Origin of the sequence: Geopsychrobacter electrodiphilus DSM 16401 (genome assembly GCF_000384395.1) — a bacterium.
Taxonomy (GTDB): domain Bacteria; phylum Desulfobacterota; class Desulfuromonadia; order Desulfuromonadales; family Geopsychrobacteraceae; genus Geopsychrobacter; species Geopsychrobacter electrodiphilus.
In genome coordinates, this window is sequence record NZ_ARWE01000001.1 from 335,675 (window position 1) to 360,525 (window position 24,851).

Sequence of the window (24,851 nt, forward strand, 5' to 3'; positions counted from 1 at the left end):
GTTTCACTTGAGAGCATTTTCGAAACTTACGCTTTTTGTGGGGGACTGCGGTTACAGCATTAAGTTTTTTGGGGGTGAGATGACGAACAAGTTTGGCGACGATTACTCCGCGTTTTCCAAGATAGGTCGACGTAAGACTGAGCAGCTCAGCGTTCCTGGCCTGGATATCTCCGTACTGCGCAATGCTCCGCCATTACTGACCCCGAAATGCATGTTCCTGGTGCTGGGGGGCGCAATATTTATTACCGACATTATTATCATGATTTTGCTGGCCTATGTACCCGTCACGTCGGTTGTCCTGGAGGCCTTGCTCGATGCGACAACCCTGTTGCTTGTTTTTTCGCCCGCCTTTTATTTCATACAGTATCGTCCATTGCAGGCTTACTTTAATGATCGTAAAAAAATTGTTGAGAAGCTGTTTCACAGTGAAGAACGGCTCACTTTAGCACTTAATGCTGTTAATGACGGTCTCTGGGATTGGAATGTGCTGAGCGGTGAAGTCTATATGAGTAGCCGATCCTCGACCATGTTGGGTTTTCAGCCCGGTGAGCTTGGCGACAAAATGGAGGACTGGGGAGCACGATTGCACCCTGAGGATCGTGAGGAGGTTGATCGTCTGCTCAAGGAGCATCTCGAAGGAGGTAACACCTATTATCGTGCAGTGCATCGCCTGCAACACAAGGATGGCGATTATCTCTGGGTATTGGCCCGCGGCCAAGTCGTAGCGCGCAGTGCTGATACATGGCCATTACGCATGATCGGAACTTTTACCGATATCACCTTACGCAAGCAGGCTGAAGAAGCTCTGCGTCGCAGTGAAGCGGACATTCGTAACCTGTCTCGCAAGCTGATGAACAAATCGGAGAATGAAAAAAAGCACCTCGCTCAAGATCTGCACGATGAGTTCGGCCAGGTGCTCTGTGCCTTTCAGTTGGGCGTCGAAATGCTGCGGGATCACAACTACGGGCCACCAGATCAGTACCAGGCACAGTGCGACCGCCTGCTCTCTCTGGTAGAGCGGCTCGAAGTTGATCTGCGTCACATGTGTGATCATCTGCGCCCGGTGATTCTGGATGATCTTGGATTGGTCTCAGCACTTAAGTGGCATTTGGAGCAGTTTGCCAATCGGCACCCGGAGGTAGAAACAAGCTTCTGCGGTACTGAGCAGAAAATATCCATGTCACATGAGAAAGAGATCGCCTGCTACCGTATCTGCCAGGAGGCCCTCAACAATGTCGCCAAGCATGCTGAAGCCAGTTTGGTTGACGTTGAGTTGCAACTTGACGAAGGACTGCTACGGCTTTCAATTCGCGACAACGGGGTTGGTTTCGATGGAGATGAGGTCCGGTGTACTCAGGATGGCTGGGGCCTGGGTCTGTTAGGCATGCGTGAGCGTGCCGCTGCCGTTGGAGGGGATATGCACATCGAGAGCACTCAAGGGCAAGGCACGCTGATTGAGGTCACCCTTTCGCTCGAAGAGACGGAGAAGTACCTGGATGAGGAGGTCTGTGCGTGAGTGAAATTAGAGTTGCGCTGGCTGATGACCATGCTTTGATGCGCGAAGGGTTGATATTGCTGCTACAGAGCCAGACAGACATGGTTGTTGTAGGACAGGCGAGTGACGGAGTCGAAGCCCTGGAGCTGGCGCGTAGCCTGAAGCCCGCAGTGCTGTTGCTGGATATCGGCATGCCCCGTATGAACGGTCTGGAAACCCTCGAACTGATCCGTCAGGCAGTCCCCGCTACCGCGGTGGTGGTTTTGTCCCGCTATGAAAAAGAGGCCTATGTTCATCAAGCCCTGAAGGCGGGTGCGCTGGGCTATGTGGTCAAGGGCGCACCGAGTGCCGATATGTTGGCAGCGGTACGGGCCGCCGCAAAGGGCCAGTTCTACCTGAGTTCGCAAGTCCAGGCCTCGGTCATTGGCCGTTATGTGGAAGGTTTCCGCAATGCAACTCGGACTGGTGATCAACTTGAAAATCTGTCAGAGCGGGAACAGCAGGTGTTCCATCTGATCGTCAAAGGAAACAGCAGCCATCAGATCGCCGATATCCTCTGTATCAGTTCCAAAACCGTTGACAAACACCGCGCCAATATCGGGCGCAAGATCGGCACCGATAACCCTGTGCAGATGGTGCAGTATGCGTTACGCACCGGACTGCTCGCTTCCGACTTCTGGGAAGAATAAGCCTGTTCACTTAAAGGTTTTTCTCGTGGTCGTATCAACCATAGCCCTTTCCTGCCCTGCGACTTGTTCTTAATAAAAGTAGCAAATCCCTCCCCCTGATTTCTCCATATGCTCATTGCTGACCTAAGAGGTTACATATACTGTTAGTCCTACAGATTATGTGCTCTTTTTGTTACAGCGGACTCATAAAAAGTCAGGCCTTTCGTATGAAATGCCTGGAAAGCCAAAGGTCTTCATGGGGGAGATAGCTGGGCTACAGGGGTCAAACAGGCCGACGGGACTTCTACTCCCATCCTTAAAAATCTGTCGCAATCGAGCACCGGTAGTGAAGGAGGTAACATATGTTTTATAGGAACAGGCAACCAGGTTTTCAAGGGTTGATGGCAATTGTTTTTGTCCTGTGCGGAATTGCCACCACCGTGTTGTCGGCGCCGCTGCCGGGGGGGACGCTTGATCCGCTGACGATCCCCAAGTATGTCACGCCGCTGGTGATTCCACCTGAAATGCCCAAAAGCGCAGATGTTAATGTGCCGGTCGCGGATTATAATATTGCGGTCCGCCAGTTTCAGCAGCAGATTCTTCCCGGGCTGCTGCCTCCCACCACAGTGTGGAGTTATGGCCGAGCTGAAGATGTTATCCCGTTAGGCTTCGTTGCCCCGGTGCCGCTGACCAGTAACATTTCTTTCAACTATCCCGCATTCACCATTGAGACCCAGTCAAAACCCGACACCACAACGCCGACCAAGATCCGTTGGATTAATGATCTGGTCTATCCGGCAGGTCACCCAAATGCCGGCAACTATTTGCCACACCTTCTGACCAACACTGTTGATCAGACCCTGCATTGGGCTAATCCTGCGCAGGATGTTTGTCGTGCCGGGACGCCAATCAAGCGGACCGATTGTGCAACCAATAATCCATTGCCCTACACTGGACCAGTGCCAATTGTTACCCATGTTCATGGCTCTCACGTCAATCAGGAGTCGGACGGCTACCCCGAAGCCTGGTGGCTGCCGGGCGCTCCCGGTACCAAAGGAATTCCAGCCACCTACGCTGAGCACGGCACTCTGTACACTCAATATCTTGACACTGCCAACCCCGTCAACAACGTGCCAGGCTCGGCCTTCTATGCCTACGAAAATGATCAGCCTGCAACCACCCTCTGGTATCATGACCATTCTCTGGGAATGACCAGACTTAATGTTTATGCCGGCCCTGCAGGCTTCTACCTGATCCGTGGGGGTGCCTATGATGGCGCCGTTGATGGGACAACAATGCCAACAAATGTGTCTGCAGTCCTGCCCGGTCCTGCACCTGCCGGTCTTGGTGACCCGAACTTTGACGCGGCCTATCGGGCAAGTATCCGCGAGGTGCCGATTGTTATTCAGGATCGCTCCTTCAACCTCGACGGCTCGCTTTTTTACCCCGGCACTCGGGCCTTTTTTGACGGCTACACCGGGCCGACCGTTCCAAACTCGGATATAGCGCCGATCTGGAACCCTGAAGCCTTCTTCAACACCATGGTCGTCAACGGCACCACCTGGCCGACCTATACTGTTGCACCTGAGCGTTATCGTTTCCGTCTGCTCAACGGCAGCAACTCACGCTTCCTTAACCTGAGCATGTTCGAAGTGATCAAGCCTGGCGGCAAGACGCAGGGCAAGAAAAAGGTTAAAGCAGATAAGACCGGAGTGGAGGTTCCCTTCTACCAGATCGGGGCTGACCAGGGTTCCCTGCCTCAGGTCGTCATGATTTCCACCGGCTTTGCGACTCCCTTGCCAGGCGACGGGACAATGCCATTGGTCCTGACCGCAGTTCCCGCCGCCCAGCAGGCGTTATTGATGACTCCTGCCGAGCGTGCTGACGTAATTGTTGATTTCAGTGCCTTTGTGCCTGGTACCATCATCCGGATGTACAATACCGCACCCGATGCGCCTTTCGGCGGATTCCCGGATGTGCCGGCCGATCCTTCGACTACTGGCCAGGTCATGGAGTTTGTCGTTGGTCCGGCACCGCTTGATCCTGCGACCGGTCTCGCGAGGATCGACCCCAGCACCCCGGTTCAGAATCTGCGCCTCAACGCCGAACCGTCCAGTCTAAATCTGGGGACAACTGCCAAAAATGGTTCGCGTCAGGTCTCGCTTAATGAGGCTGGTTCCCATCAGGTTTGTGTGGCGATCAGTCCGCAAGGGACAATCACTGTGCTCGCCAGTTTCCCGACGGCCGATCCGAACATCGTTACAACCTGTGCAGCGCTGGGTGGCGTGGAGATGGGCCCCAAAGAGGCCTTACTGGGGACTGTCGGGGTGACCGGTGGTGTTGCTTCCGGAATCCCACTGTCCTGGATGTCGCCAATCACAGAAAATCCACAGCTCGGTGCTGAGGAGACCTGGGAAATTTACAACTTTACGGTCGATGGCCATCCGATCCACCTCCACCTGGTGCGTTTCCAGGTAGAGGGACGTCAATTGCTCGATCCGCTGACCATGCAACCGGTTGGTACCATGACGCCAGCGACGCCTTCCGAGGCGGGCTGGAAGGATACGGTTCTTGCTTATCCAGGTGAGGTAACACGGATTCGGGCAACCTTCGACAAAGAGGGCCTGTATGTTTGGCATTGCCACATTGTTGAACACGAAGACAATGAGATGATGCGACCTTACTACGTTGGACCGCTCGCTAACTCACCGGTACCGTAATCTGATAACCTGTGGGCAGGTCGGGACTCGCCGGCCTGCCCATGGTGAGTTATTTACCACTGGCATGGAAGAGGAAATTTGGAATATGCGAATCAGACTGTTGTTGACTGCTGCGCTTGTTATTGTCCTTCCGTTTAACCTGCTGGCCGAGGATTTCGTGCTTAAGGATGCGATGGACAAGATTAATTATAGTGTCGGCCACCAGATCGGGGGAGATTTTAAAGATCAAGGCGTAGATATGCGCTCAGATGCTCTGCTGCAGGGGATTCGGGACGCGATTCAGAGTAATAAACCACCGATGACCCAGGGGGAGATGCGTCAGGTCCTGCTCGATTTGAAAAAGATGGTTATCGAGGGAGAAAAGGCCAAACAGGAGAAATACCGCGGCGAGGGGCGAGACTTCCTTAAGGCGAACGCTGCGAAGGAGGGTATCATCAGCCTGCCGAGTGGTCTTCAGTATAAGGTGCTGCAGGTGGGGACCGGGCCGGTCCCGACTGCCGGGGACAGCGTTAAGGTAAATTACCTGGGAACCCGTCTGGATGGGCGGGAATTCGATAGTACTTCACGCCGGGGCGGCCCGGAGGTCATTTCTTTGAGCAAGGTGATTCCTGGTTGGAAAGAGGCCCTGACTCTGATGCCGGTCGGATCGAAATGGCAGCTGTTTATTCCGGCAGACCTCGCTTATGGTGAGCGTGGCCCATTGGCAGAACAAACGGTTATTTTTGAAGTAGAACTGCTGGCTATTGATAAAAGCTGAGATGTTGACAGCCTGCTCTTTGTGTCTGTTTTCATCCCAGAACCGATCCAGAATCAGATCCTGTCCCGATCCGCGGCGTTAGTAAGTAATAGCGCCGCGGATTTTTTAGAGTAATCCTGATGGCCGTCTGCGGTGTCAGAGAAAGCGCTAGCCGGGAAATCCGGTTCGCAGCAGTTTACTGGTGCTGACGGTAGTTATAGTGTCCGTTAGTGGGTTTCCATCCATGAATTAACTCTGCCGCTTCCACAACAGATCATCCCGACCCTCATCATTGCACAGTCGCGCCCAGACAAAAAACAGGTCTGAAAGCCGGTTAAGGTAGAGCAGGCAACGCGGTTCGACGGCTTCGGTCTGCTGGAGCTTGACCACTTCACGTTCGGTGCGGCGGGTCACGGTGCGCGCCAGATGAAAAAGAGCCGAAGCTTTGCTGCCGCCGGGGAGAATAAAACTTTTGGCCGGTTGGATATTTTTGTTGCTCTCCTGCAGCCAGTCTTCCAGTTGTTTGATTTGCTGATCACCCAGTCCCCAGCCGTCAATCTTGGCTTTTGCGGCCGGTGGCGTGGCCAGTTCACTGCCGAGATCAAACAGCTGGTTCTGGATCCGGCAGATTTTTTCAAACAGCCCATCCGGTAACTCTTCGCAGCGGATCAATCCAACCACTGAATTGAGTTCATCGACCGTGCCGTAGGCGCAGACGCGCGCTGAGCATTTGGCGACGCGGCTGCCGTCGACCAGGCTGGTTTGTCCTTTATCTCCGCCGCCGGTGGTGATGCGATCTAGTATTGGCATTGTTTGTCCTCCTTATTTTTATATGGGTATCATTTTGACATAGATTGAACAAAATCGTCAGGGGCCAGAGTGCAACCTCAATGATTCTCCTTTTTGTTTTGATTTTAAATGCTAATACCCACTCTTGCACAGTGGCGTTTCGCAAGGGTATAGTCTGCCCTATGGAAAAAGCACTTCACCTTGAAAATTTGAACAAGGCATTTGGTGGCGTCCCCGCTGTCAAGAACTTGAGTTTCGATATCGAGCAGGGCGAAATCTTCGGCCTGCTCGGGCCGAATGGCGCGGGCAAGAGTACCACCATCAATATGGTTTCCGGGATCACGCGGCTCGATTCAGGCCGGATTACAGCTTTTGGCTGTGATAACCACAGTCAGTATCGTCAGACCCGACGGATGCTCGGCGTGGTTCATCAGGAGATCGTCATCGATAACTTCTTCACCGTCGATCAGGCGTTACGCCTGCACGCCGGATATTACGGGGTTAAGGACGACCCCAAGTGGCGTCAGGAGTTGATCAATCGACTGGGGCTGGGACCACATCTGGACAAAGTAATGTTGAAACTTTCAGGCGGCATGAAGCGGCGCTTCATGATCGCCAAGGCGCTGATTCACCGGCCCCGACTCCTGATCCTCGATGAGCCGACCGCAGGGGTTGATGTCGAGCTGCGCCACAGCCTGTGGGAGTTCGTGCGTGAGATCAATAATAACGGTACCACCATCCTGCTGACGACCCATTACCTCGAAGAAGCCGAGCAAATGTGTGGCCGGATTGCGATTATGAATCATGGTGAACTGGTGGCGCTGGAGCCGACACACGATCTGGTCCGACGCTTGTCGCGCCGTACCCTGAAACTCTGGCTGGAGCGACCGCTGGCCTCGATTCCGCCGGAACTAGAAGCCTATCATCCGCGGCTCGAAGGGGATAACCGCCAGTTGATCCTCTGTCTGCCGAATGATCAGGGCGTTGGAGATCTTCTGCACCGCCTCTCTGCCTTGCATCTGGGAATCAATGATTTTGAGACCGAGCAGAGTGGGCTCGAAGAGGTTTTTCTGCAGCTGACCGGGGAAGGGACGCGGCCATGAGCATCGGCAACGGACAGGGGACGTTTCTGCCCTGGCTCCCCTTTTTTACGCTGCTGCGCAAGGAAATCCTGCGCTTCTGGCGGGTTTCATCCCAAACCCTGTTGACACCGATCATCACCGCCTCGCTCTATCTATTTATCTTCGGCGCGACCCTGGGTCAGCGGATCCATGTGATCGAAGGGTTCAGCTATGCCCAGTTCGTTATCCCGGGTCTGGTTCTGATGGGGGTGATCAACAATTCGTTCGCCAATTGTTCGTCGTCACTCTTCATGTCACGTTATCTTGGCGGAATTGTCGATCTGCTGGTAACGCCGGTTTCTCCCTCACAATTCATCCTGGCCTATACCCTGGCGGCGATGCTGCGCGGTGCACTGGTGGGGATGGTGACCTGGCTGATCTCAACGATGTTTGCGACGCTGCCATGGACCTCACCCTTGCTGGCGATATTGATGGCGATGCTGGCGAGCTTTATGTTCGCCCAGTTCGGGTTGATCGCAGCCCTCTATGCCAAAAACTTCGATACCTTGTCGATGTTTACCAACTTTCTGCTCCTGCCGCTCATCTATCTGGGGGGCGTTTTTTATCCAATTTCAATTCTCCCCGCACCTTGGGGCGGTCTGTCGCATCTAAATCCGCTTTTTTATCTGATCGACGGTTTTCGTCATGCCATTCTCGGCGTGGGAGATATCAGCTTTGCCCTCGCCTTCGGGGTTAGTGGTCTGTTGGCGACTGCCCTGTTTATCTGGGCTGCCTGGTTGATTGGCAGCGGGAAAAGCTTGAGAAGCTGACCCCCTGATTGTTTATCGGAGGAGATTGCGCAAATGTTGACATCCGATTCCGCAAAGAAATATCGCGAATTTTACGATCAAGTGCGCGCCGATACTGCCCTGGATGATGAGACGACGATCATTGTCGGACTTGCTGCCGCGATGGCAGCGGGCTGTGAACCCTGAATGGAACATTACCTTGGCGTTGCCAGGGCGAAGGGGATCAGCGAAGCAAAAATCAGTGCGGTGCAGGGGATAGCGATGGCAGTCTGCGCTGGCAAGGTCAATGCCCAGATGCGACGGGTCGAAGCGAATATCATAAAAGTTAACGATTAACGATGGAGAACTATGCAGGAACATCTGGTACGTGTGGTTACTGAAGACGGGTTGTTTCGTGCCTCCGCTGCCGATACAACCCAATTGGTCAAAGAGATCTGTCGGCGTCAGCAGGTGGATTTGACTGCCAAAGTGGCACTGGGCCGTCTGTTGACCGGTGCGGCACTGATGAGCAGTCTGCTGAAAGGACGACAGCGTCTGGCGCTGGTGGTTGAAGGGAATGGTCCGTTGGGTCGGTTGATGGTCGAGACCGATGCGAAAGGGGGGATTCGCGGGAAAGTCCAAAATCCGCTGGCCGGGCTGCCTCCGCGCAATGGTCGCTTTGATGTTGCCGGTGCCGTGGGGCGGGCCGGGTTTCTGCATGTGATCAAGGATCTCGGTTTAAAAGAACCATATCGCAGTATGGTGCAGCTACAGACCAGCGAGATCGGTGACGATCTTGCCTGGTATCTGACCCATTCCGAGCAGGTTCCCTCCTGTGTCGCACTCGGTGTTGAGTTGGATGCCCAAGGAGAAATCGCCGCGGCGGGTGGGTTTATGGTACAGGCATTACCGCCGGGGGATCAGCTCTCAATTGATCGGCTTGTGGACCATTTGCACGGATTTCCCCCGACGACCAGTCTGCTGCGCCAGGGGGTCGAGCCGACCGCGATTCTTCATAAGGTCCTGGATGGGCAGTCGTTTTCCGTTCTGCAACGCAGTGAACTTGTGTTTAACTGTCCCTGTAGCCGCGAGACGATCGCCGATGTCCTGGCAGGATTGGGGGCCGTTGAGCTGGATGCGATGATCCAGGAGCAGGGTGGTGGTGAAGTGATCTGTGATTATTGTCGGGAGGTCTATCGTTATAACCGGACACAACTGGAAGAGTTGCGTGGCTGACCGCAAACTCCGCGACCAACATTAACAAGTTGTTTACCCGGAAAAGAGACAAACAGTGTTTGACGATAGCAGCGCCTCGGCGTTGGTCTGCGAAACAGACTGATTGTATACCTTAATAGTCCTCATTGAACTTCAAAATCCTTGTAAAATCATGGCTTAAGCAAGAACTCTGAATCATGGTTATTGCATACAGTATACTGTATTTTTCCCTTGACTTGTTGGGGGGATTATCCTAATTTTCGTGACGCTGTGGCGTTCGCGCCGAGGGTCCATCTCTGTCTGGTGAATCTCTGTCTATTGTAAGTTTTTGAAGGAGCGGGTTTTATGCTTGAGAGCTATCTGCCGATTCTCGTCCTGATCGGAATCGCCTTTGCTTTTGCACTTGCGGTGGTTGTTCTGTCGCGGCTGGTCGGGCCAAACAAGCCGAATGACATTAAACTGGCTCCCTATGAGTGCGGGATGCCGCTTATCGGTACGGCCCAGGATCGGTTCTCGATCAAGTTTTATATCATTGCGATGCTCTTTATCCTGTTTGATATTGAAGCAGTCTTCCTTTATCCCTGGGCGGTCATGTATAAGCGTTTGGGGATTTTTGGGTTTGTCGAGATGGGAGTGTTTATTATTATCCTCCTGGTCGGCTTCGCTTATGTGTGGAAAAAAGGAGCTCTGGAATGGGAATAGAGCAGTCAAAAACTCTTGGAAGTGGCTTTGTAACCACGAGCCTCGATAAATTGGTGAACTGGTCACGGGCCAAGTCTATGTGGCCGATGACTTTCGGTCTGGCCTGCTGTGCCATCGAGATGATGGCCACCGGTGCTGCCCGTTTTGACCTCGACCGCATGGGGATTCTGTTTCGTGCCTCACCGCGTCAGGCCGACGTCATCATCATTGCCGGGACTGTCACCAAAAAAATGATGCCGGTCATCAAGACGGTTTATGAGCAGATGCCAGAGCCTCGTTATGTTATCGCTATGGGGGCTTGCGCCTCATCGGGCGGGATTTTTGACACCTACAGCGTGGTGCAGGGTGTTGATGAGTTTCTGCCGGTTGATGTGTATATTCCCGGTTGCCCGCCAAGACCAGAGGGGCTGCTCTATGGTCTGATGAAGTTGCAAGAGAAGATCATGAAGGAACGCAACAGCTTCGGTAACGCGATCGGCGTTGGTGAGATTGTTAACGAGGCCTGAAGAGAGCCCGTCAACACGGGGACAGGAAGAAACGATGAGTAAACAAGTTGTTGAGAAACTCAAGGAGCATTTTAGCACTCTGGTGCTTGGTGACGTCGAGTATCGTGGTGAGACGACTGTTACGGTAGAGCGGAGCGAGATCGTGAAGATCTGCACCTTTCTGCGTGATGACTGTGGTTACAATTTCCTCAGCGATCTTTGTGGGGTCGATTATCTCGGCCGCACCCCGCGCTTCGAGGTGGTTTACAACATGTATAACCTCACCGACAAGACGCGCTTGCGGGTGAAAGTTCTGGTTCGGGAAGAGAGCCCCAGTGTTGATACCGTTTCGGGGGTCTGGTCGACCGCGAACTGGCATGAGCGTGAGTGCTGGGACCTGATGGGCATTACCTTCAAAGGGCATCCCGACATGCGGCGTATCCTGATGCCGGCCGATTGGGTGGGTTTCCCGCTGCGCAAGGATTATCCGTTACAGGGCCCCGATCGCGAGCCCTATCAGGGTCGACTCTCCTGAAAAATACTGACTTTAAATTTATTCCTTTAACGGAAGAGGCATAAAATGGCAACCGAAACGATGACCATCAATATGGGACCTCAGCACCCGTCGACCCATGGCGTGCTGCAGCTGATCCTGGAACTCGATGGCGAAGTTGTTGTTAAGGCAACGCCACATATCGGTTTTTTGCACCGGGGCACCGAAAAGTTGTCCGAGCATCGTACCTACCATCAGGTAATTCCGCTGACCGATCGTCTCGATTATCTGGCGCCGATGAGCAATAACCTCGGTTATGTTCTGGCTGTCGAAAAGCTACTGGGGATCACGGATCTCATTCCTGAACGCGCCAATAATATCCGCGTGATCATGGCTGAATTAACTCGGCTCAAGAGTCACCTGGTCTGGTTGGCCACCCACGCCCTCGATATCGGTGCGATGACGGTTTTTCTCTACTGCTTCCGCGAACGCGAAGAAATAGTCGATATCTATGAAAAGGTTTCCGGCGCTCGGATGACCTCGAACTATTTCCGCGTGGGGGGGCTCTCAGAGGATCTGCCCGCCGGGATTGAAGGAATCATTCGGAAATTTGCTGAGGATATGACCGGCCACCTTGAGACCTATGAAGGTCTTTTGACCGGCAATAAAATCTGGCAGAAGCGGACTATGGATGTTGGTGTGATTAACGGTCAGGATGCGATTGATATCGGTCTGTCTGGCGCCGCCCTGCGGGGTTCAGGTGTTGACTGGGATCTGCGACGCGACGCGCCCTATTGTAACTATGCTGAATATGACTTTGAAGTGCCGGTTCGCACCGAAGGTGATGTCTTCGCGCGTTACAAGGTTCGTCTTGATGAAATGCGTCAGTCAGTTCGCATTATCTTGCAGGGTCTTGACAAGCTGAAGCCCGGTCCGGTCCTTGCGGATTGCCCGCAGATTTGTCTGCCGCCCAAAAAAGACGTCGTCAACACCATCGAAGGTTTGATTCATCACTTCAAGATTGTCTCTGAGGGTTTCAAGCCGGAAGCGGGTGAAGTTTACGTGGGGATTGAGGCGCCAAAAGGTGAACTGGGGTACTACATCGTTTCGGATGGTTCAACCCACCCTTACCGAATGAAAATTCGGCCACCGTCCTTTGTCAATCTGCAGGCCCTGCCGCAGATGGTCCAAGGTTCGCTGATTGCCGACGTTATCGCCACCATCGGGACCCTCGATATCGTGCTCGGGGAAATCGACCGCTAACTCTCATGGGAGAGAAGGTGAATGAGGAAGCTATGACTGAAACTGCTCAGCAGGAAACAGTTGAAGAGATCGACCTGACGGCGGCCAATCGCGTCATCGACAAGTATATCGACATGCATGGTTCGCTGATGCCAGTTCTGCAGGGCATTCAGGAAGCGTACGGATATATTCCTGAGGAGACGGTGCATCTGACGGCTGAACGTCTGAATGTCTATGCTAGCCAGATTTATGGTGTGTTGACATTTTATGCCCAGTTTCACCTGCAGCCTCGCGGTAAATATATAGTGCGCGTTTGTATGGGGACGGCTTGCCACGTCAAAGGGGCGGGCCGGATTGCTGAAACACTGAAGGACCGCCTCGGTATCGAGCATGCCGAGACCACAGAAGATGTCAAGTTTACCGCTGAGTATGTTGCTTGCATCGGTGCCTGCGGTATGGCTCCGGTCATTATGGTCAACGATGCAACCTACGGCAGTTTGACCGTCCAGAAGATGGACGATGTCATCAAAAAATACCAGGCAATGGACTGAAGGGTTCCCCTGACTTTGTTCAGGCATTGAGGAAGATTTATGGCCGAGAATGCTGAAAAGCTAAAAATTCTGATCTGTACGGGAACCGGTGGCCTCGCCTCCGGTGCTGCTGCTGTCGGCGATGCCTTTAAGGCTGAGTTCGAAAAACAGGGTGTTGAAGCCAGTGTCGGTAAGCGTTGCGAAGTCGTCGGCACCGGATGCCGCGGTTTGTGCGCCAATGACGTGCTGGTCGATGTTTGCGTCCCGGGGCAAGAACCCGTGACCTACGATTTTGTGACGCCGGAACTGGTGCCGCAGATTGTTGCCGAGCATATCCTTGCCCATGAACCGGTCGCAAAGAAGGTGGCCGGTCCCTATTACCATAAGTTCCTCGAGAAGCAGCAGCGCGTCATCTTTTCGCGTTGCGGAACCATTGATGCCGAAAGCATTGAGGACTTTATCTCTCATCGTGGGTTCACCGGTGTCAAAAAAGCGGTCACCATGTCGCAGGATGAAGTCATCGAAGAGGTCAAGAAATCCGGTCTGCGTGGACGCGGGGGCGGTGGCTTCCCGACCGGCGTCAAGTGGTCCTTTGCCAAGGGGTCTCCTGGCAGCGAAAAATACCTGATCTGCAATGCCGACGAGGGTGATCCAGGCGCTTTCATGGACCGCTCTGTTCTCGAAGGTGATCCCTATGGTCTCATTGAAGGGATGATGATCGGTGCATACGCTATCGGTTGTACGTTTGCTTATGTCTATGTGCGCGCCGAATATCCGCTGGCGATCAAACGTTTACAGATGGCTATCGACACCTGCTACGAGCTCGGTTATCTAGGTGAGAAGAATGTTCTTGGTTTCCCGCGTCCGCTCGATATGCGGATCAAGGCCGGTGCCGGCGCCTTTGTTTGCGGTGAAGAGACTGCCCTTATGGCGTCGATTGAGGGAGAACGCGGCATGTCGCGTCCCCGTCCTCCATTCCCTGCGGTTCGTGGTCTCTGGGGCAAGCCGACCAATATTAATAACGTTGAAACCTTCGCCAACGTCTCCTACATATTCTACAACGGTGCCGACTGGTATAGCTCGATCGGGACCGAAGGGACCAAAGGAACCAAGATTTTTGCCCTGACCGGCAAAGTGAAGCATACCGGTCTGGTCGAGGTCCCGGCTGGGACCACGATGAAAGAAGTCATTTACGATGTCTGCGGTGGTATTCTCAATAATCGCAAATTCAAGGCGGTACAGGCTGGTGGCCCTTCTGGTGGTTGTTTGCCGACCGAAGCGCTGGACGCCATCGTTGACTACGATTCGCTGATCAAGGCTGGCGCCATGATGGGTTCCGGTGGTCTGGTTGTCATGGACGAAACCACCTGCATGGTTGATATCGCACGTTTCTTTCTTAACTTCACACGCGCCGAATCTTGTGGCAAATGTATCCCCTGTCGCATCGGTCTGAAGATCATGCTCGAGATTCTTGAGCGGATTACTCAGGGTAACGGACGTGAAGGCGATCTCGAACTGCTCGAAGATATGGCGTATGACATCAAAAAGAGTTCGCTTTGTGGACTAGGGCAGACAGCACCGAATCCGGTTCTGTCAACTCTCCGTTACTTTCGACATGAGTATGAGGCTCATATCAAAACCGGCGAGTGCCCATCGCACTCCTGTAAGCCTCTGCTTCACTTTGAAGTCATCGAAGATGCATGTAAGAAGTGTGGTATGTGTCCCAAGGTTTGCCCGGTTGGTGCGATCACTTGGGAAAAAGGCACAGTGGCGTTCATCGATAAGGATATCTGTACCGAGTGTACATCCTGCTACGATGCCTGCCGCTTCATGGCAATTAAATAGGCGACCCGACAGGGTTACGATTTAATAAGAGGTCACAATGGTTAACCTGACGATTGACGGTAAAGAGGTCAAGGTAAGCAAAACCGCCACGATTTATGAGGCGGCGAAAGAGGCTGGAATTTATATTCCGGTTCTCTGCTACGCCAAGAAACTTCTCCCTTACGGCGCATGCCGCGTTTGTCTGGTCGAAGTCGAGCAGATGAAAGGGCGCTTGATCCCCTCCTGCACGACCCCGGTCACCGCGGGGATGGTTGTGACCACCATGTCGGATGAAATCCGCAAGGTGCGCAAAACTGTTCTTGAATTCCTGCTGGTGAATCACGTGGTTGACTGCCCTGTGTGTGACAAGGCAGGTGAATGTGATTTACAGGATCTCTCTTACGAATACGAGGTGGTGACCAACCGCTTTGCCGGTGAGAAATTTGACCTGCCCAAGGATGAGATTAATCCTCTTATCGAACGCAACATGAACCGCTGCGTGCTGTGCGGAAAGTGTGTTCGTGTATGTGATGAAGTCGTCGGCTATGGTTCTTATTCGTTTATTAATCGTGGTTTTGAAACCAAAATAGCCACCGCGTTTGATCGCGGTCTAAATTGCGAGTTTTGTGGTCAGTGCGTTTCCTTATGCCCGGTTGGTGCCATTCTCCCACGTCCATTTAAATTCAAGGCGCGGCCCTGGCAGCTTAAGGAAGTTAATTCGGTTTGTGGGTACTGTGGCAACGGCTGCACGGTGACCTTTGGGACCAAAGACAACGAAGTCCAGACTATTCGGTTTAATGATAAAACCGGAGTAAATGACGGTAATCTCTGTATCCGTGGTCGTTTCGGCGCTACCTACGTCAACAGCGACCAGCGTCTCACCAGCCCGTTGATTCGTAAAGATGGTGAATTGGTTGAAGCCAGCTGGGAAGAAGCACTTGAGAAGGTCACTGAAGGGTTGCGGAGCGCTGGTAGTTCCGCAGGCATTATCAGTGGTGCGCGATTGACCAATGAAGAGCTTTTCCTGCTAAAAAATCTGGCCAAAGCTGTTGGTACCGGCAACCTCGATCACTCTGGCGGAGAATGCTATAAAGGTGTGACCGAAGGTTTGCATGAGACGCTTGGTCTCCAGGCCTCGACTGCAACATTCCCTCAGGTTGAGAAGGCAAACGCCATTCTGGCCATCCGCAACGATTTCTACGAGACCCACCCGGTTTTCGGGATGGTCGTTAATCAGGCCGTCAAGCGCAACAATGCACATTTGACCGTTATTGGCGACAAGCAGGGGAAACTGACCCGCATGCCCCATGCGCGGAATCTGCAACACAAGCCGGGGCTTGAAGTTAATATCCTGAACGCCATGTGCCGTTTCTTGCTCGACGAAAAATTGGCCAAAACTGATGGCCTTCAGGGTGTGGAGGAACTGCAGGAAGCCTTGGCTGATTATGCGGTTGATGCAGTTACTGCAGCCGCTGGTGTTAGTGCCGACGCGATCAAACAGAGCGCCAAAGAATTGGTTTCGGCTGAAAACGCTGCGATCCTGCTCGCCTATGGGCTCCCTTATACGGCCTACAGCCGCGAACTGGGCCTGGCGGCGGCCAACCTCGCGCTTTTGACGGGAATTGCCGGTCGCTCAGGTTCGGGTCTTTACCTCTGCGGTGAGAAGAGCAACAGCCAGGGTGCAATCGATCAGCAGATTCTGCCTGCTGCCGGTGCGCTCGGCGTGTCGGGAATGTTGAAGTCGGCTAGCGAAGGGAAGCTTAAGGCTCTCTATGTCACCGGTGAGGATATGCTGGTTTCTTATCCGGATAAGGGTCTGGTTGAAAAAGCTCTAGACAAAACCCCCTTCGTGGTCGTGCAGGATCTTTTTCTCAGCGAAACTGCAAGCAAGGCGGATGTGGTTCTTCCTGCAGCCAGTTTTGCCGAGAAGTCCGGTACGTTTACTAATGCCGAACGGCGCATTCAGCGCTTGCACCCGGGGATTAAATCTCCTGGCCAGGCAAAAACAGATTTTGCTATCTTTCAGGCCCTGTTGACTGGGTTCGGAGCTGCTGTGCCTGCGACTGAAGCCGCCGCTTTTATGGCTTTGGCTGCAACAACGCCTGGCTATGAAATGGTCGGTCTCGAGATGATCGGCGATCAGGGTTATGTCTGGGGCGGGGAGACCCTTGTGCCGGAGATCAGAAATCTGGTTGCGGTCACGGGCGGCAAGGCACTTGAAGCTAAATATCAGCTGGTTGTTGGTAGTGCTCTTTATCACAGCGGAACGACCAGTGTGCATGCGAAGGGTCCGATGTCCGTGGTCTCTGAACCCTATATTGAATTTGGTCGTGAGGATGCTGCCGAGCTTAAGATTGTTGATGGCCAGCAGGTTAAACTTAAGGCCGCTGGCGGGGAAATCTCGGCCAAGGCCAAGGTTGATCGGCGCCTGCCGAAAGGGGTACTGTTTGCACCCTATCACTTCGGTTCGCTCAAGTTGAATCGTATTTATAACGGCCAGGCTTCAATTGCCGTAGAAATAAGTAAATAAACGAATCTGGAATTGCGGGCATGCCCGCAGTAACGGCACATCGCCAAAAACGTTAAGAAAGAGGATGGTCATGACGCCAGTAGTATTGAGCCTCTCAAACGCCCCGGCACTCTGGGCAGCCGCCATGTTGGTGAAGATCATCGTCGCCTTCAGCGTGCTGATGGGCATCGTAGCCTATGCGACCTGGGTCGAGCGGAAAGTAATCGGCCGGATGCAGACCCGTCTCGGACCTACAATGACCGGTTACAAAGGGTTGCTGCAACCGATCGCTGACGGGATCAAGCTTTTCTTCAAGGAAGATATCATTCCGAATGAAGCATCGAAGTTTGCATTCATGTTAGCACCGATGATGATCCTTGCTCCGGCGCTGATCTCAATGGCGGTTATCCCCTTCGGCAGTGATTATCATCTCACTTTTGGAGGCGTGACATACCTGATCCCACTGCAGATCACCGATCTGAACATCGGGATTCTCTTTATCCTTGCGATGGCTGGTCTGGGTGTTTATGGCATCGTGCTGGCGGGATTGGCCTCAAACAGCAAATATTCGTTGATTGGCGGTATTCGTGCTTCAGCCCAGATGATCTCATACGAACTGGCCGCGGGCCTTTCGATCGTAGCCATCTTCATGCTCTCTGAAACCCTGAGCCTGAGCGGGATTGTTACGGCCCAACAGGGAGTTCTCTGGGGGATCAAGGCCCTGCCGAGCTGGATGCACAACTGGTATATTTTCAGCCAGCCGCTGGCCTTCGGGCTCTTTGTTGTCGGGTCCATGGCTGAGATCAACCGGACACCATTCGACTTGCCGGAGGCGGAGACTGAACTTGTTTCCGGTTTCTGTACGGAATACTCATCGATGAAGTACGCCCTCTTCTTCATGGCTGAATATGCCAACATGGTCACGATCGGTGCCATTGCTACCACCCTGTTTCTGGGTGGTTGGGATGGACCTTTTCTGGGTTGGATCAACTTCCTGATCAAAGTGTTCGGCTTCATGTTCTTCTTTATCTGGGTGCGTGCAACCTTTCCCCGTCTGCGCTACGACCAGTTGATGCAGATGGGCTGGAAAGTGATGATTCCCCTGGCGCTCGGGAACATCGTTGTAACTGCAGTTGCGATCCTGCTCTGGCAGTAACCCTTTTTAAAAGGCGAGGATAGATATGTTTAAAGAGTTTGCCAAAGGGCTAAGTATTACACTCAAGCACCTGCTTCCGGGGCACAGTACGACCGTTGATTACCCGAAGCAGAAGCTTACCATGTCTCCGAGATTTCGAGGCCTCCACCGTTTGGTGCCGACCCAGACCCGTGAGAAATGTGTTGCCTGTTACCTATGCCCTACTGTTTGTCCGGCCAAGTGTATCACCGTTGAATCGGCGGAAAACGAGAAGGGCGAGAAGTATCCCAAAGTTTACAAAATTGATCTGCTACGCTGCATTTTTTGCGGATACTGCGTGGAAGCATGCCCGGTAGAGGCCATTGAGATGTCCGACAAGTATGAGTTGGCCAACTACAAACGGGAAGATTTTATTTTCGACAAAGAACGTCTTCTCAAATAAGGAGCTGGCGCATCATGTTATCGATACTTTTCTACCTTTTCGCGGTGGTCGCGATATTTTCTGCATTTTATGTGACCAAGGCGCGTAGTCCAGTCAACAGTGCGCTGTGTCTGGTCACAACTTTTATCTGCTTCGCCGTGCTCTACATCACACTGGATGCCCCCTTCATGGCCGCAATCCAGATAATGGTCTATGCCGGTGCGATCATGGTGTTGATAGTGTTTGTCATCATGCTCCTCAACCTTGGGACTGCAGTAAAAAAGCGTTACACTCACGGGTTAGCCTGGGGCGGAGCACTATCTATTTTGATGTTGTTCATCACCAACTTATTTATCCGGCGTGGAGTACCTACTGGCAAAGTTGGCGAGATAACGACTCAGACGATTCATAATTATGGTCATACCGAGTTGATCGGTAGGGCGATGTTTACTGATTTCCTGCTTCCGTTTGAAATCGCCTCCATTCTGCTTCTGGTCGCGATTGTCGGGGCGGTTATTCTGTCGAAACGTGAAGTCTAAGCGCAATGGATTCGGGGAGCTAAACCAATGATCACCGTATATCACTATCTGATTTTGAGTGCGATCATCTTCTCTATCGGGACCTTCGGGGTGCTGACAAGAAAGAACGCCATTGTTATTTTCATGTGCATTGAATTGATGCTCAATTCGGTCAATCTGACCTTTATCGCACTGTCGCGTCATTTGCAGAACATGGACGGTCAGATCTTTGTCTTCTTTGTTATGACCGTTGCTGCGGCAGAAGCTGCGGTCGGGTTGGCATTGATGATCGCATTTTACCGCAACCGTGGGTCGATCGATTCGGACGACTTCAACATGTTGAAATGGTAATTGATTCCCGCTCTACGGGTTTTTAAGCAATAGGAGAGTTTGATGTACGACTATCTGTGGCTCATCCCATTCTTCCCGCTCGTCGGGTTCGTATTTAACGGACTCCTCGGCAAGAAGATCAGGAACGAGGCGATTATCGGTGGTATCAGTACCCTGATGATCTTCCTGTCCTTTCTGGTCTCCTGTGGCAACTTTTACACGCTGCTGCACGATTCCGAAAAGGTTCACCAACAGGTCATCGCGTCCTGGATGTCCGTCGGCAACCTGCAGATTGATTGGGGTTTCCTGCTCGATCCGCTCTCGGCGCTGATGATCATGGTCGTCACCGGAGTTGGCACACTGATCCATCTCTATTCGATCGGTTACATGCACGGAGAAACCGGGTTTTACCGTTTCTTCGCTTACCTCAACCTCTTCTGTTTCTCTATGCTGATGCTGGTGCTGGGTAACAATGTGCTGGTGATGTTCGTCGGTTGGGAGGGAGTAGGCCTCTGCTCCTATCTGTTGATCGGCTACTACTTTGAAAAGAAGAGTGCCGGTGATGCCGCCAAGAAAGCCTTTGTCGTTAACCGGATAGGTGACTTCGGCTTTCTGTGTGGTCTGCTGACCCTTTTCTGGACCCTCGGGAGCAAAGGTGTCTGGACGGTCAACTTTGTAGACATTGCGGAGAATGCTCACCTGCTTCAAACCGGTGGTGTTGTTGTTACTGTTGTGACCCTGGCTTTCTTCCTTGGCGCTACGGGCAAGTCTGCTCAGATCCCGCTCTTTACCTGGTTGCCTGACGCCATGGAAGGCCCGACCCCGGTCTCGGCGCTCATTCATGCAGCGACCATGGTCACTGCCGGTGTCTACATGATCGCGCGGTTGAACGGTCTTTTCTCCATGGCGCCTGACACCATGATGACCATCGCTGTAGTTGGCGCAGCAACTGCACTCTTCGCCGCCACGATTGGTCTGGCTCAGAACGATATCAAGCGGGTCCTCGCATATTCCACGGTCTCTCAACTTGGCTATATGTTTCTTGCCATGGGTGTCGGTGCCTATACCGCCGGGATCTTTCATCTCATGACCCATGCTTTCTTCAAGGCCTGCCTGTTCTTAGGTTCCGGTTCGGTCATTCATGGGATGCATCACGGCTACCATCACGCTCATCTGCATGACGATCCACAGGACATGCGGAACATGGGTGGTTTGCGTAAGAAGATGCCGATTACTTTTATCACTTTTTTGATTTCAACCATTGCGATCTCCGGTATTCCGTTCTTTTCGGGGTTCTTCTCTAAGGATGACATCCTCTGGTGGTCGTTCGCAGGTGAACGTGGACACTGGATGTTGTGGCTGGTCGGTGCGGTTGCAGCCCTTATGACAGCCTTCTATATGTTCCGTCTTGTCTTCATGACCTTCTTCGGTGAGCAACGTACTGACCCACGGGCCAAAGACCATATCCCGGAATCGGGTCTGACAATCACCATCCCGCTAATGATTCTCGCCGCCCTGGCAGCAGCTGGGGGCTTCTTAGGTGTTCCCCATGCCCTGAGCGGCTTGTTCGGGCACATGCCGAACTACCTTGAGAATTTCCTCGCCCCGGTCTTCGAGCATTCTCAAGTCCTTAACGGGATCGAGATCAAACCGGAACTCGCGCACTCCAAGGCGCTGGAATTTGGCATGATGAGCGTTTCTGTTGGGCTCGCAACGGTCGGCATTCTGGGCGCCTGGTTTATGTACATCAAAAATCCAGGCTTGCCAGCACGCTTTGTTGCCAGCTTCCCAGGTCTTTGGCGTGCCGTGTTCAACAAATGGTATATCGATGAACTCTACGATGCCGTCTTCGTCAATAACTGCAAGCGGATCGGCACCTTCCTTTGGAAAGGTTTCGATGTCATCGTTGTTGACGGTATTGTCAATGGCACCGCCTGGGTCGTCAAAGGGATTGGATCGGGCTTGCGTTATACCCAGTCAGGTTTCCTGCAAAATTATATGATGAGCATGGTTGTTGGTGTTGTTGTGATCGTCGGTTATTACATCCTCGGTAAATAAGGTTCGGCAGCGAACTTAGATAGAGCAACAAGGAGCGTTTCCACATGGCCCATAATCTACTTAGTTTGATTACCTTCTTTCCGCTGCTGGGGATGTTGATACTTCTCTTCATCCCGCGCGACAACGAAGGGATGCTGAAAAGCTTTGCCCTGGCAGTAACACTGATCACATTTCTGATCAGTTTGCCGCTGGCTTTCGATGATGTTTTTGCCGCTTCAGGTGCGATGCAGTATCGTGAATTTCACGAGTGGATCAGCATCGGTAGCTTCTTTAAGATGAACTACAACATCGGCATCGACGGAATCAGTTTATGGCTGGTGATGTTGACTACCTTCATCATGCCGATCGCAACACTTTCAACCTGGAATGCTGTCGACAAAAACGTCAAGGGCTTCATGGCGCTGCTGCTGCTGCTTGAAACCGCAATGCTCGGTGCTTTCGTCTCTCTCGACCTCTTCCTGTTCTACGTGTTCTGGGAATTGATGCTGATCCCGATGTACTTCATGATCGGTATCTGGGGTGGTAAGAACCGTATCTACGCCGCGGTCAAGTTCTTCATCTTCACCGCCGTAGGTTCACTGCTGATGCTGGTCGCGATCATCTATATTTATTATTATGCGGTCAGTTCTGGTGCTCCGATGGAAGGCTTCGGTATCCAGGAGTTTTACAATCTGGGGATTCCCGTCAATGCACAGCATTGGTTGTTCCTGGCTTTTGCCGTCAGCTTCGCCATCAAGGTGCCGATGTTTCCGCTTCATACCTGGTTGCCTGATGCCCATACCGAGGCCCCGACCGCCGGTTCAGTTATTCTGGCCGCGATCATGCTGAAAATGGGGACCTATGGCTTTGTCCGTTTTGCCATCCCCCTCTTTCCTGGGGCAGTGCAAACCTTTTTACCTTATCTGGCATTACTGGCCGTCATCGGGATTATCTACGGCTCGCTGGTCGCGATGATGCAGGACGATGTCAAAAAACTGGTGGCCTACTCTTCAGTTGCTCACCTTGGATTCGTCATGCTCGGGATCTTTGCTCTCAACCTGCAAGGACTTTCGGGCGGCATTATTCAGATGGTAAATCACGGTATCTCAACCGGCGCGCTCTTCCTTATTGTCGGGTTCATTTACGAGCGCCGTCACACCCGTCAGATCTCCGAGTTTGGTGGGCTGGCCCACAAGATGCCGATCTTTGCCACAATTTTCATGATCATTACCTTCTCCTCCATCGGCCTGCCAGGCACCAACGGTTTTGTCGGCGAGTTCCTCGCCCTGGTCGGGGCTTTCGAGAGTGGCTTGCGCTGGTACGCGGTTGCTGCGACAACCGGGGTAATCTTGGCCGCAGTCTATATGCTTTGGATGTTTCAGCGCGTCATGTTCGGCAAAATTACGAACCCTGCAAATGAAAAACTTAAAGATCTCTCTATCCGCGAAATCGTGTTGATGGTGCCCTTATTGATTTTTGTCTTCTGGATTGGTGTTTACCCCAATACCTTCTTGTCGAAGATGAATCCGGCGATTGAGCAACTTCTGATTCAGGTCAAGTCGAAGCAGGTGGCAGTGGTTGAACCAGTTCAGCCGGTGATCGCTCAGACTCTTGTATTGAAATAATTACGGCTGAAACTTTAGGTTCCAAAAGGAGCTTTCGATGGAAAATCTGGTTCAAATCGCTACGCAGAACGTGAACATGGCAGCAATTATGCCGTCAGTTGTCCTCTGCTGCTTTGGTATGCTGCTGCTGCTGGTCTCGGTCTTTTCAAAACGTGGACGGACCTCCCATATTGCCTGGATGAGTATTGTTGCTCTTGTGATCACGGCAATAGTGACGGCTTCAGCCTGGAATCACCCCCAGGCAGGTTTTGCTGGCAGCGTAGTACTCGATAACTTCGCTATCTTCTTCAGCATGATCTTTATTATTGCCGCGGTATTGACGATCCTGATATCGGATGGGTACCTGCATCGTGAAGGTTATCCGGTGGGTGAATATTACCCGCTGATCCTTTTCTGTACGGCAGGCGCGATGTGGATGGCTTCAGGCACAGATCTGATGACAATCTTCCTTGGTCTTGAAGTTATGTCAGTTTCGCTTTACGTGCTTGCAGGCTTTTTCCGAGGAGATGTCCGCTCCAACGAAGCGGGTCTTAAATATTTCTTTCTGGGTGCCTTCTCCACCGGCTTTTTACTCTACGGTGTCGCTCTGCTTTACGGTGTTTCCGGTTCCACCAAGATAGCGGTTATTGCGCAACACATCAGTGAAATGCCAGCAATTATTGATAATCCGATGCTCATTGCAGGCTCTATCTTGCTGCTGGTCGGGTTTCTGTTCAAGATTGGTGCTGCCCCTTTCCACATGTGGGCTCCCGACGTCTACCAGGGTGCCCCGACTCCGATAACCGCCTTCATGAGTGCGGGTCCCAAGGCTGCTGCTTTTGCGGCCCTGCTGAGGATTTCGATCATCGCGCTCAGCAGCATTCAACCAGATATCTCTGCACTCTTTTGGCTTCTTGCCGTGTTGACGATGATCGTCGGGAACTTTATTGCTCTCAGCCAGACCAATATTAAACGGATGCTGGCCTACTCATCAATCGCTCACGCAGGATATGCCTTGGTTGGTCTCGTCGCCTGGAATCAGATTGGACTATCGGCGATTCTGTTTTACATGCTGGTATACACTTTCATGAACATCGGAGCCTTTGCGGTGTTGGTCCTTGCCGGTAAAAAAGGTGAAGAGAATCTTACCCTTGAAGGCTTTTCCGGCTTTGGCTATAAACGTCCATTCCTCGGTGTCGCTCTGTGTATCTTCCTTTTTGCCTTGATGGGACTCCCGCCAACAGCCGGCTTCACAGCTAAGTTTTTCGTATTTGCCGGTGCTCTTAAGGCAGGCTATGTCTGGTTGGCAGTCATTGGTGTCATGAACTCCGCGGTGTCTCTCTATTACTATCTGCGGGTTATCGTCTATATGTACTTTCGTGAGCCGAAAGAAGACTTTGCCTGGGTTAGCATTGAACTTCCCGCGACCATCTCGATTATTCTGGCGCTCGCCGGGGTTTTTATCCTTGGGATTTTCCCGGGTTCGATAATGGAACTCGCCAAACTCGCCGGGTTCTGATCTCCCGCAGCAAAATGCTCAAGGGCCCTT

General features: G+C 52.5%; 24 protein-coding genes. 23 read left to right on the forward strand and 1 reads right to left on the reverse strand.

Going from position 1 to position 24,851, the window contains the following annotated elements; translation table 11 throughout:
- The first annotated feature begins 79 nt into the window (after positions 1-79).
- The 4 genes from D888_RS0101555 (at position 80) to D888_RS0101570 (ending at position 5,640) form a co-directional block, all read left to right on the forward strand.
- Positions 80-1,516, forward strand: a complete 1,437-nt coding sequence (locus D888_RS0101555; RefSeq protein ID WP_156826917.1) for a PAS domain-containing sensor histidine kinase — start codon at positions 80-82, stop codon at positions 1,514-1,516.
- Complete coding sequence (locus D888_RS0101560; protein ID WP_020674767.1) at positions 1,513-2,184, forward strand: response regulator; 672 nt, start codon at positions 1,513-1,515, stop codon at positions 2,182-2,184. Before D888_RS0101555 ends, D888_RS0101560 begins: the two co-directional genes overlap by 4 nt.
- Before the next feature lie 341 nt (positions 2,185-2,525).
- Positions 2,526-4,883: a multicopper oxidase domain-containing protein gene (locus D888_RS0101565; protein WP_020674768.1), complete on the forward strand. Its 2,358-nt coding sequence runs from the start codon at positions 2,526-2,528 to the stop codon at positions 4,881-4,883.
- An 85-nt stretch (positions 4,884-4,968) separates the two neighbouring features.
- Positions 4,969-5,640 (forward strand): FKBP-type peptidyl-prolyl cis-trans isomerase N-terminal domain-containing protein, encoded by a 672-nt coding sequence (locus tag D888_RS0101570; RefSeq protein WP_020674769.1) that lies wholly within the window; start codon positions 4,969-4,971, stop codon positions 5,638-5,640.
- Positions 5,641-5,868: 228 nt separating this feature from the next.
- Here the strand turns inward: D888_RS0101570 and D888_RS0101575 are convergent, their stop codons facing one another.
- Positions 5,869-6,429: a cob(I)yrinic acid a,c-diamide adenosyltransferase gene (locus D888_RS0101575; RefSeq protein ID WP_020674770.1), complete on the reverse strand. Its 561-nt coding sequence runs from the start codon at positions 6,427-6,429 to the stop codon at positions 5,869-5,871.
- A 161-nt stretch (positions 6,430-6,590) separates the two neighbouring features.
- On the opposite strand from D888_RS0101575, the gene D888_RS0101580 reads away from it, so the two are divergent.
- From D888_RS0101580 to D888_RS0101670, 19 genes are all read left to right on the forward strand, one after another.
- Complete coding sequence (locus D888_RS0101580; RefSeq protein WP_020674771.1) at positions 6,591-7,511, forward strand: ABC transporter ATP-binding protein; 921 nt, start codon at positions 6,591-6,593, stop codon at positions 7,509-7,511.
- The gene (locus tag D888_RS0101585) at positions 7,508-8,299 is read left to right on the forward strand and encodes an ABC transporter permease (RefSeq protein WP_020674772.1); all 792 of its coding nucleotides are present in this window, start codon (positions 7,508-7,510) and stop codon (positions 8,297-8,299) included. The genes D888_RS0101580 and D888_RS0101585 overlap by 4 nt, the downstream gene beginning before the upstream one ends.
- Before the next feature lie 33 nt (positions 8,300-8,332).
- Complete coding sequence (locus D888_RS24710) at positions 8,333-8,464, forward strand: carboxymuconolactone decarboxylase family protein (RefSeq protein ID WP_020674773.1); 132 nt, start codon at positions 8,333-8,335, stop codon at positions 8,462-8,464.
- Entirely contained in the window at positions 8,465-8,614 is a 150-nt protein-coding gene (locus D888_RS24310) for a hypothetical protein (RefSeq protein WP_020674774.1), read from the forward strand.
- Between the two features lie 12 nt (positions 8,615-8,626).
- A complete protein-coding gene (gene hslO / locus D888_RS0101600; RefSeq protein ID WP_020674775.1) occupies positions 8,627-9,493 on the forward strand; it encodes an Hsp33 family molecular chaperone HslO in 867 nt (288 codons plus the stop codon).
- A gap of 324 nt (positions 9,494-9,817) precedes the next feature.
- Positions 9,818-10,174: an NADH-quinone oxidoreductase subunit A gene (locus tag D888_RS0101605; protein ID WP_020674776.1), complete on the forward strand. Its 357-nt coding sequence runs from the start codon at positions 9,818-9,820 to the stop codon at positions 10,172-10,174.
- Positions 10,165-10,680 carry an NADH-quinone oxidoreductase subunit B gene (locus D888_RS0101610; protein ID WP_020674777.1) on the forward strand — a complete coding sequence of 172 codons (516 nt, stop codon included), beginning with the start codon at positions 10,165-10,167 and terminating at the stop codon, positions 10,678-10,680. Before D888_RS0101605 ends, D888_RS0101610 begins: the two co-directional genes overlap by 10 nt.
- Positions 10,681-10,714: 34 nt before the next feature.
- On the forward strand, positions 10,715-11,194 hold the full coding sequence (locus D888_RS0101615) for an NADH-quinone oxidoreductase subunit C (protein ID WP_020674778.1): 480 nt from the start codon (positions 10,715-10,717) through the stop codon (positions 11,192-11,194).
- A gap of 45 nt (positions 11,195-11,239) precedes the next feature.
- On the forward strand, positions 11,240-12,415 hold the full coding sequence (gene nuoD, locus D888_RS0101620; RefSeq protein ID WP_020674779.1) for an NADH dehydrogenase (quinone) subunit D: 1,176 nt from the start codon (positions 11,240-11,242) through the stop codon (positions 12,413-12,415).
- 32 nt (positions 12,416-12,447) lie between these two features.
- Positions 12,448-12,945 carry an NADH-quinone oxidoreductase subunit NuoE gene (gene nuoE, locus D888_RS0101625; protein WP_020674780.1) on the forward strand — a complete coding sequence of 166 codons (498 nt, stop codon included), beginning with the start codon at positions 12,448-12,450 and terminating at the stop codon, positions 12,943-12,945.
- Positions 12,946-12,984: 39 nt separating this feature from the next.
- The gene (locus D888_RS0101630; protein ID WP_020674781.1) at positions 12,985-14,769 is read left to right on the forward strand and encodes an NADH-quinone oxidoreductase subunit NuoF; all 1,785 of its coding nucleotides are present in this window, start codon (positions 12,985-12,987) and stop codon (positions 14,767-14,769) included.
- A 37-nt stretch (positions 14,770-14,806) separates the two neighbouring features.
- A complete protein-coding gene (gene nuoG / locus D888_RS0101635) occupies positions 14,807-17,278 on the forward strand; it encodes an NADH-quinone oxidoreductase subunit NuoG (RefSeq protein WP_020674782.1) in 2,472 nt (823 codons plus the stop codon).
- A gap of 70 nt (positions 17,279-17,348) precedes the next feature.
- Positions 17,349-18,413 (forward strand): NADH-quinone oxidoreductase subunit NuoH, encoded by a 1,065-nt coding sequence (gene nuoH / locus D888_RS0101640; RefSeq protein WP_020674783.1) that lies wholly within the window; start codon positions 17,349-17,351, stop codon positions 18,411-18,413.
- A 25-nt stretch (positions 18,414-18,438) separates the two neighbouring features.
- Positions 18,439-18,834, forward strand: a complete 396-nt coding sequence (locus tag D888_RS0101645; protein WP_020674784.1) for a NuoI/complex I 23 kDa subunit family protein — start codon at positions 18,439-18,441, stop codon at positions 18,832-18,834.
- A gap of 14 nt (positions 18,835-18,848) precedes the next feature.
- Positions 18,849-19,352: an NADH-quinone oxidoreductase subunit J family protein gene (locus D888_RS0101650; RefSeq protein ID WP_020674785.1), complete on the forward strand. Its 504-nt coding sequence runs from the start codon at positions 18,849-18,851 to the stop codon at positions 19,350-19,352.
- Positions 19,353-19,379: 27 nt separating this feature from the next.
- The gene (gene nuoK, locus D888_RS0101655; protein ID WP_020674786.1) at positions 19,380-19,682 is read left to right on the forward strand and encodes an NADH-quinone oxidoreductase subunit NuoK; all 303 of its coding nucleotides are present in this window, start codon (positions 19,380-19,382) and stop codon (positions 19,680-19,682) included.
- A gap of 42 nt (positions 19,683-19,724) precedes the next feature.
- Positions 19,725-21,719 (forward strand): NADH-quinone oxidoreductase subunit L, encoded by a 1,995-nt coding sequence (gene nuoL, locus D888_RS0101660; protein ID WP_020674787.1) that lies wholly within the window; start codon positions 19,725-19,727, stop codon positions 21,717-21,719.
- Positions 21,720-21,763: 44 nt separating this feature from the next.
- A complete protein-coding gene (locus D888_RS0101665) occupies positions 21,764-23,323 on the forward strand; it encodes an NADH-quinone oxidoreductase subunit M (RefSeq protein ID WP_020674788.1) in 1,560 nt (519 codons plus the stop codon).
- A gap of 37 nt (positions 23,324-23,360) precedes the next feature.
- On the forward strand, positions 23,361-24,821 hold the full coding sequence (locus D888_RS0101670) for an NADH-quinone oxidoreductase subunit N (RefSeq protein ID WP_020674789.1): 1,461 nt from the start codon (positions 23,361-23,363) through the stop codon (positions 24,819-24,821).
- The last annotated feature ends 30 nt before the right edge of the window (positions 24,822-24,851 follow it).

Excerpts from the sequence above, each read along its gene's own strand:
- nuoL (WP_020674787.1), top strand. The coding sequence starts at position 19,725 with ATGTACGACTATCTGTGGCTCATCCCATTCTTCCCGCTCGTCGGGTTC.
- D888_RS0101615 (WP_020674778.1), top strand. The coding sequence starts at position 10,715 with ATGAGTAAACAAGTTGTTGAGAAACTCAAGGAGCATTTTAGCACTCTG.
- D888_RS0101665 (WP_020674788.1), top strand. The coding sequence starts at position 21,764 with ATGGCCCATAATCTACTTAGTTTGATTACCTTCTTTCCGCTGCTGGGG.
- D888_RS0101605 (WP_020674776.1), top strand. The coding sequence starts at position 9,818 with ATGCTTGAGAGCTATCTGCCGATTCTCGTCCTGATCGGAATCGCCTTT.
- D888_RS0101670 (WP_020674789.1), top strand. The coding sequence starts at position 23,361 with ATGGAAAATCTGGTTCAAATCGCTACGCAGAACGTGAACATGGCAGCA.
- D888_RS0101585 (WP_020674772.1), top strand. The coding sequence starts at position 7,508 with ATGAGCATCGGCAACGGACAGGGGACGTTTCTGCCCTGGCTCCCCTTT.
- D888_RS0101630 (WP_020674781.1), top strand. The coding sequence starts at position 12,985 with ATGGCCGAGAATGCTGAAAAGCTAAAAATTCTGATCTGTACGGGAACC.
- nuoK (WP_020674786.1), top strand. The coding sequence starts at position 19,380 with ATGATCACCGTATATCACTATCTGATTTTGAGTGCGATCATCTTCTCT.
- D888_RS0101610 (WP_020674777.1), top strand. The coding sequence starts at position 10,165 with ATGGGAATAGAGCAGTCAAAAACTCTTGGAAGTGGCTTTGTAACCACG.
- D888_RS0101555 (WP_156826917.1), top strand. The coding sequence starts at position 80 with ATGACGAACAAGTTTGGCGACGATTACTCCGCGTTTTCCAAGATAGGT.
- D888_RS0101575 (WP_020674770.1), bottom strand. The coding sequence starts at position 6,429 with ATGCCAATACTAGATCGCATCACCACCGGCGGCGGAGATAAAGGACAA.
- D888_RS0101570 (WP_020674769.1), top strand. The coding sequence starts at position 4,969 with ATGCGAATCAGACTGTTGTTGACTGCTGCGCTTGTTATTGTCCTTCCG.
- D888_RS0101580 (WP_020674771.1), top strand. The coding sequence starts at position 6,591 with ATGGAAAAAGCACTTCACCTTGAAAATTTGAACAAGGCATTTGGTGGC.
- nuoD (WP_020674779.1), top strand. The coding sequence starts at position 11,240 with ATGGCAACCGAAACGATGACCATCAATATGGGACCTCAGCACCCGTCG.
- D888_RS0101645 (WP_020674784.1), top strand. The coding sequence starts at position 18,439 with ATGTTTAAAGAGTTTGCCAAAGGGCTAAGTATTACACTCAAGCACCTG.
- D888_RS0101650 (WP_020674785.1), top strand. The coding sequence starts at position 18,849 with ATGTTATCGATACTTTTCTACCTTTTCGCGGTGGTCGCGATATTTTCT.
- D888_RS24710 (WP_020674773.1), top strand. The coding sequence starts at position 8,333 with ATGTTGACATCCGATTCCGCAAAGAAATATCGCGAATTTTACGATCAA.
- D888_RS0101565 (WP_020674768.1), top strand. The coding sequence starts at position 2,526 with ATGTTTTATAGGAACAGGCAACCAGGTTTTCAAGGGTTGATGGCAATT.
- D888_RS24310 (WP_020674774.1), top strand. The coding sequence starts at position 8,465 with ATGGAACATTACCTTGGCGTTGCCAGGGCGAAGGGGATCAGCGAAGCA.
- hslO (WP_020674775.1), top strand. The coding sequence starts at position 8,627 with ATGCAGGAACATCTGGTACGTGTGGTTACTGAAGACGGGTTGTTTCGT.
- nuoE (WP_020674780.1), top strand. The coding sequence starts at position 12,448 with ATGACTGAAACTGCTCAGCAGGAAACAGTTGAAGAGATCGACCTGACG.
- nuoH (WP_020674783.1), top strand. The coding sequence starts at position 17,349 with ATGACGCCAGTAGTATTGAGCCTCTCAAACGCCCCGGCACTCTGGGCA.
- nuoG (WP_020674782.1), top strand. The coding sequence starts at position 14,807 with ATGGTTAACCTGACGATTGACGGTAAAGAGGTCAAGGTAAGCAAAACC.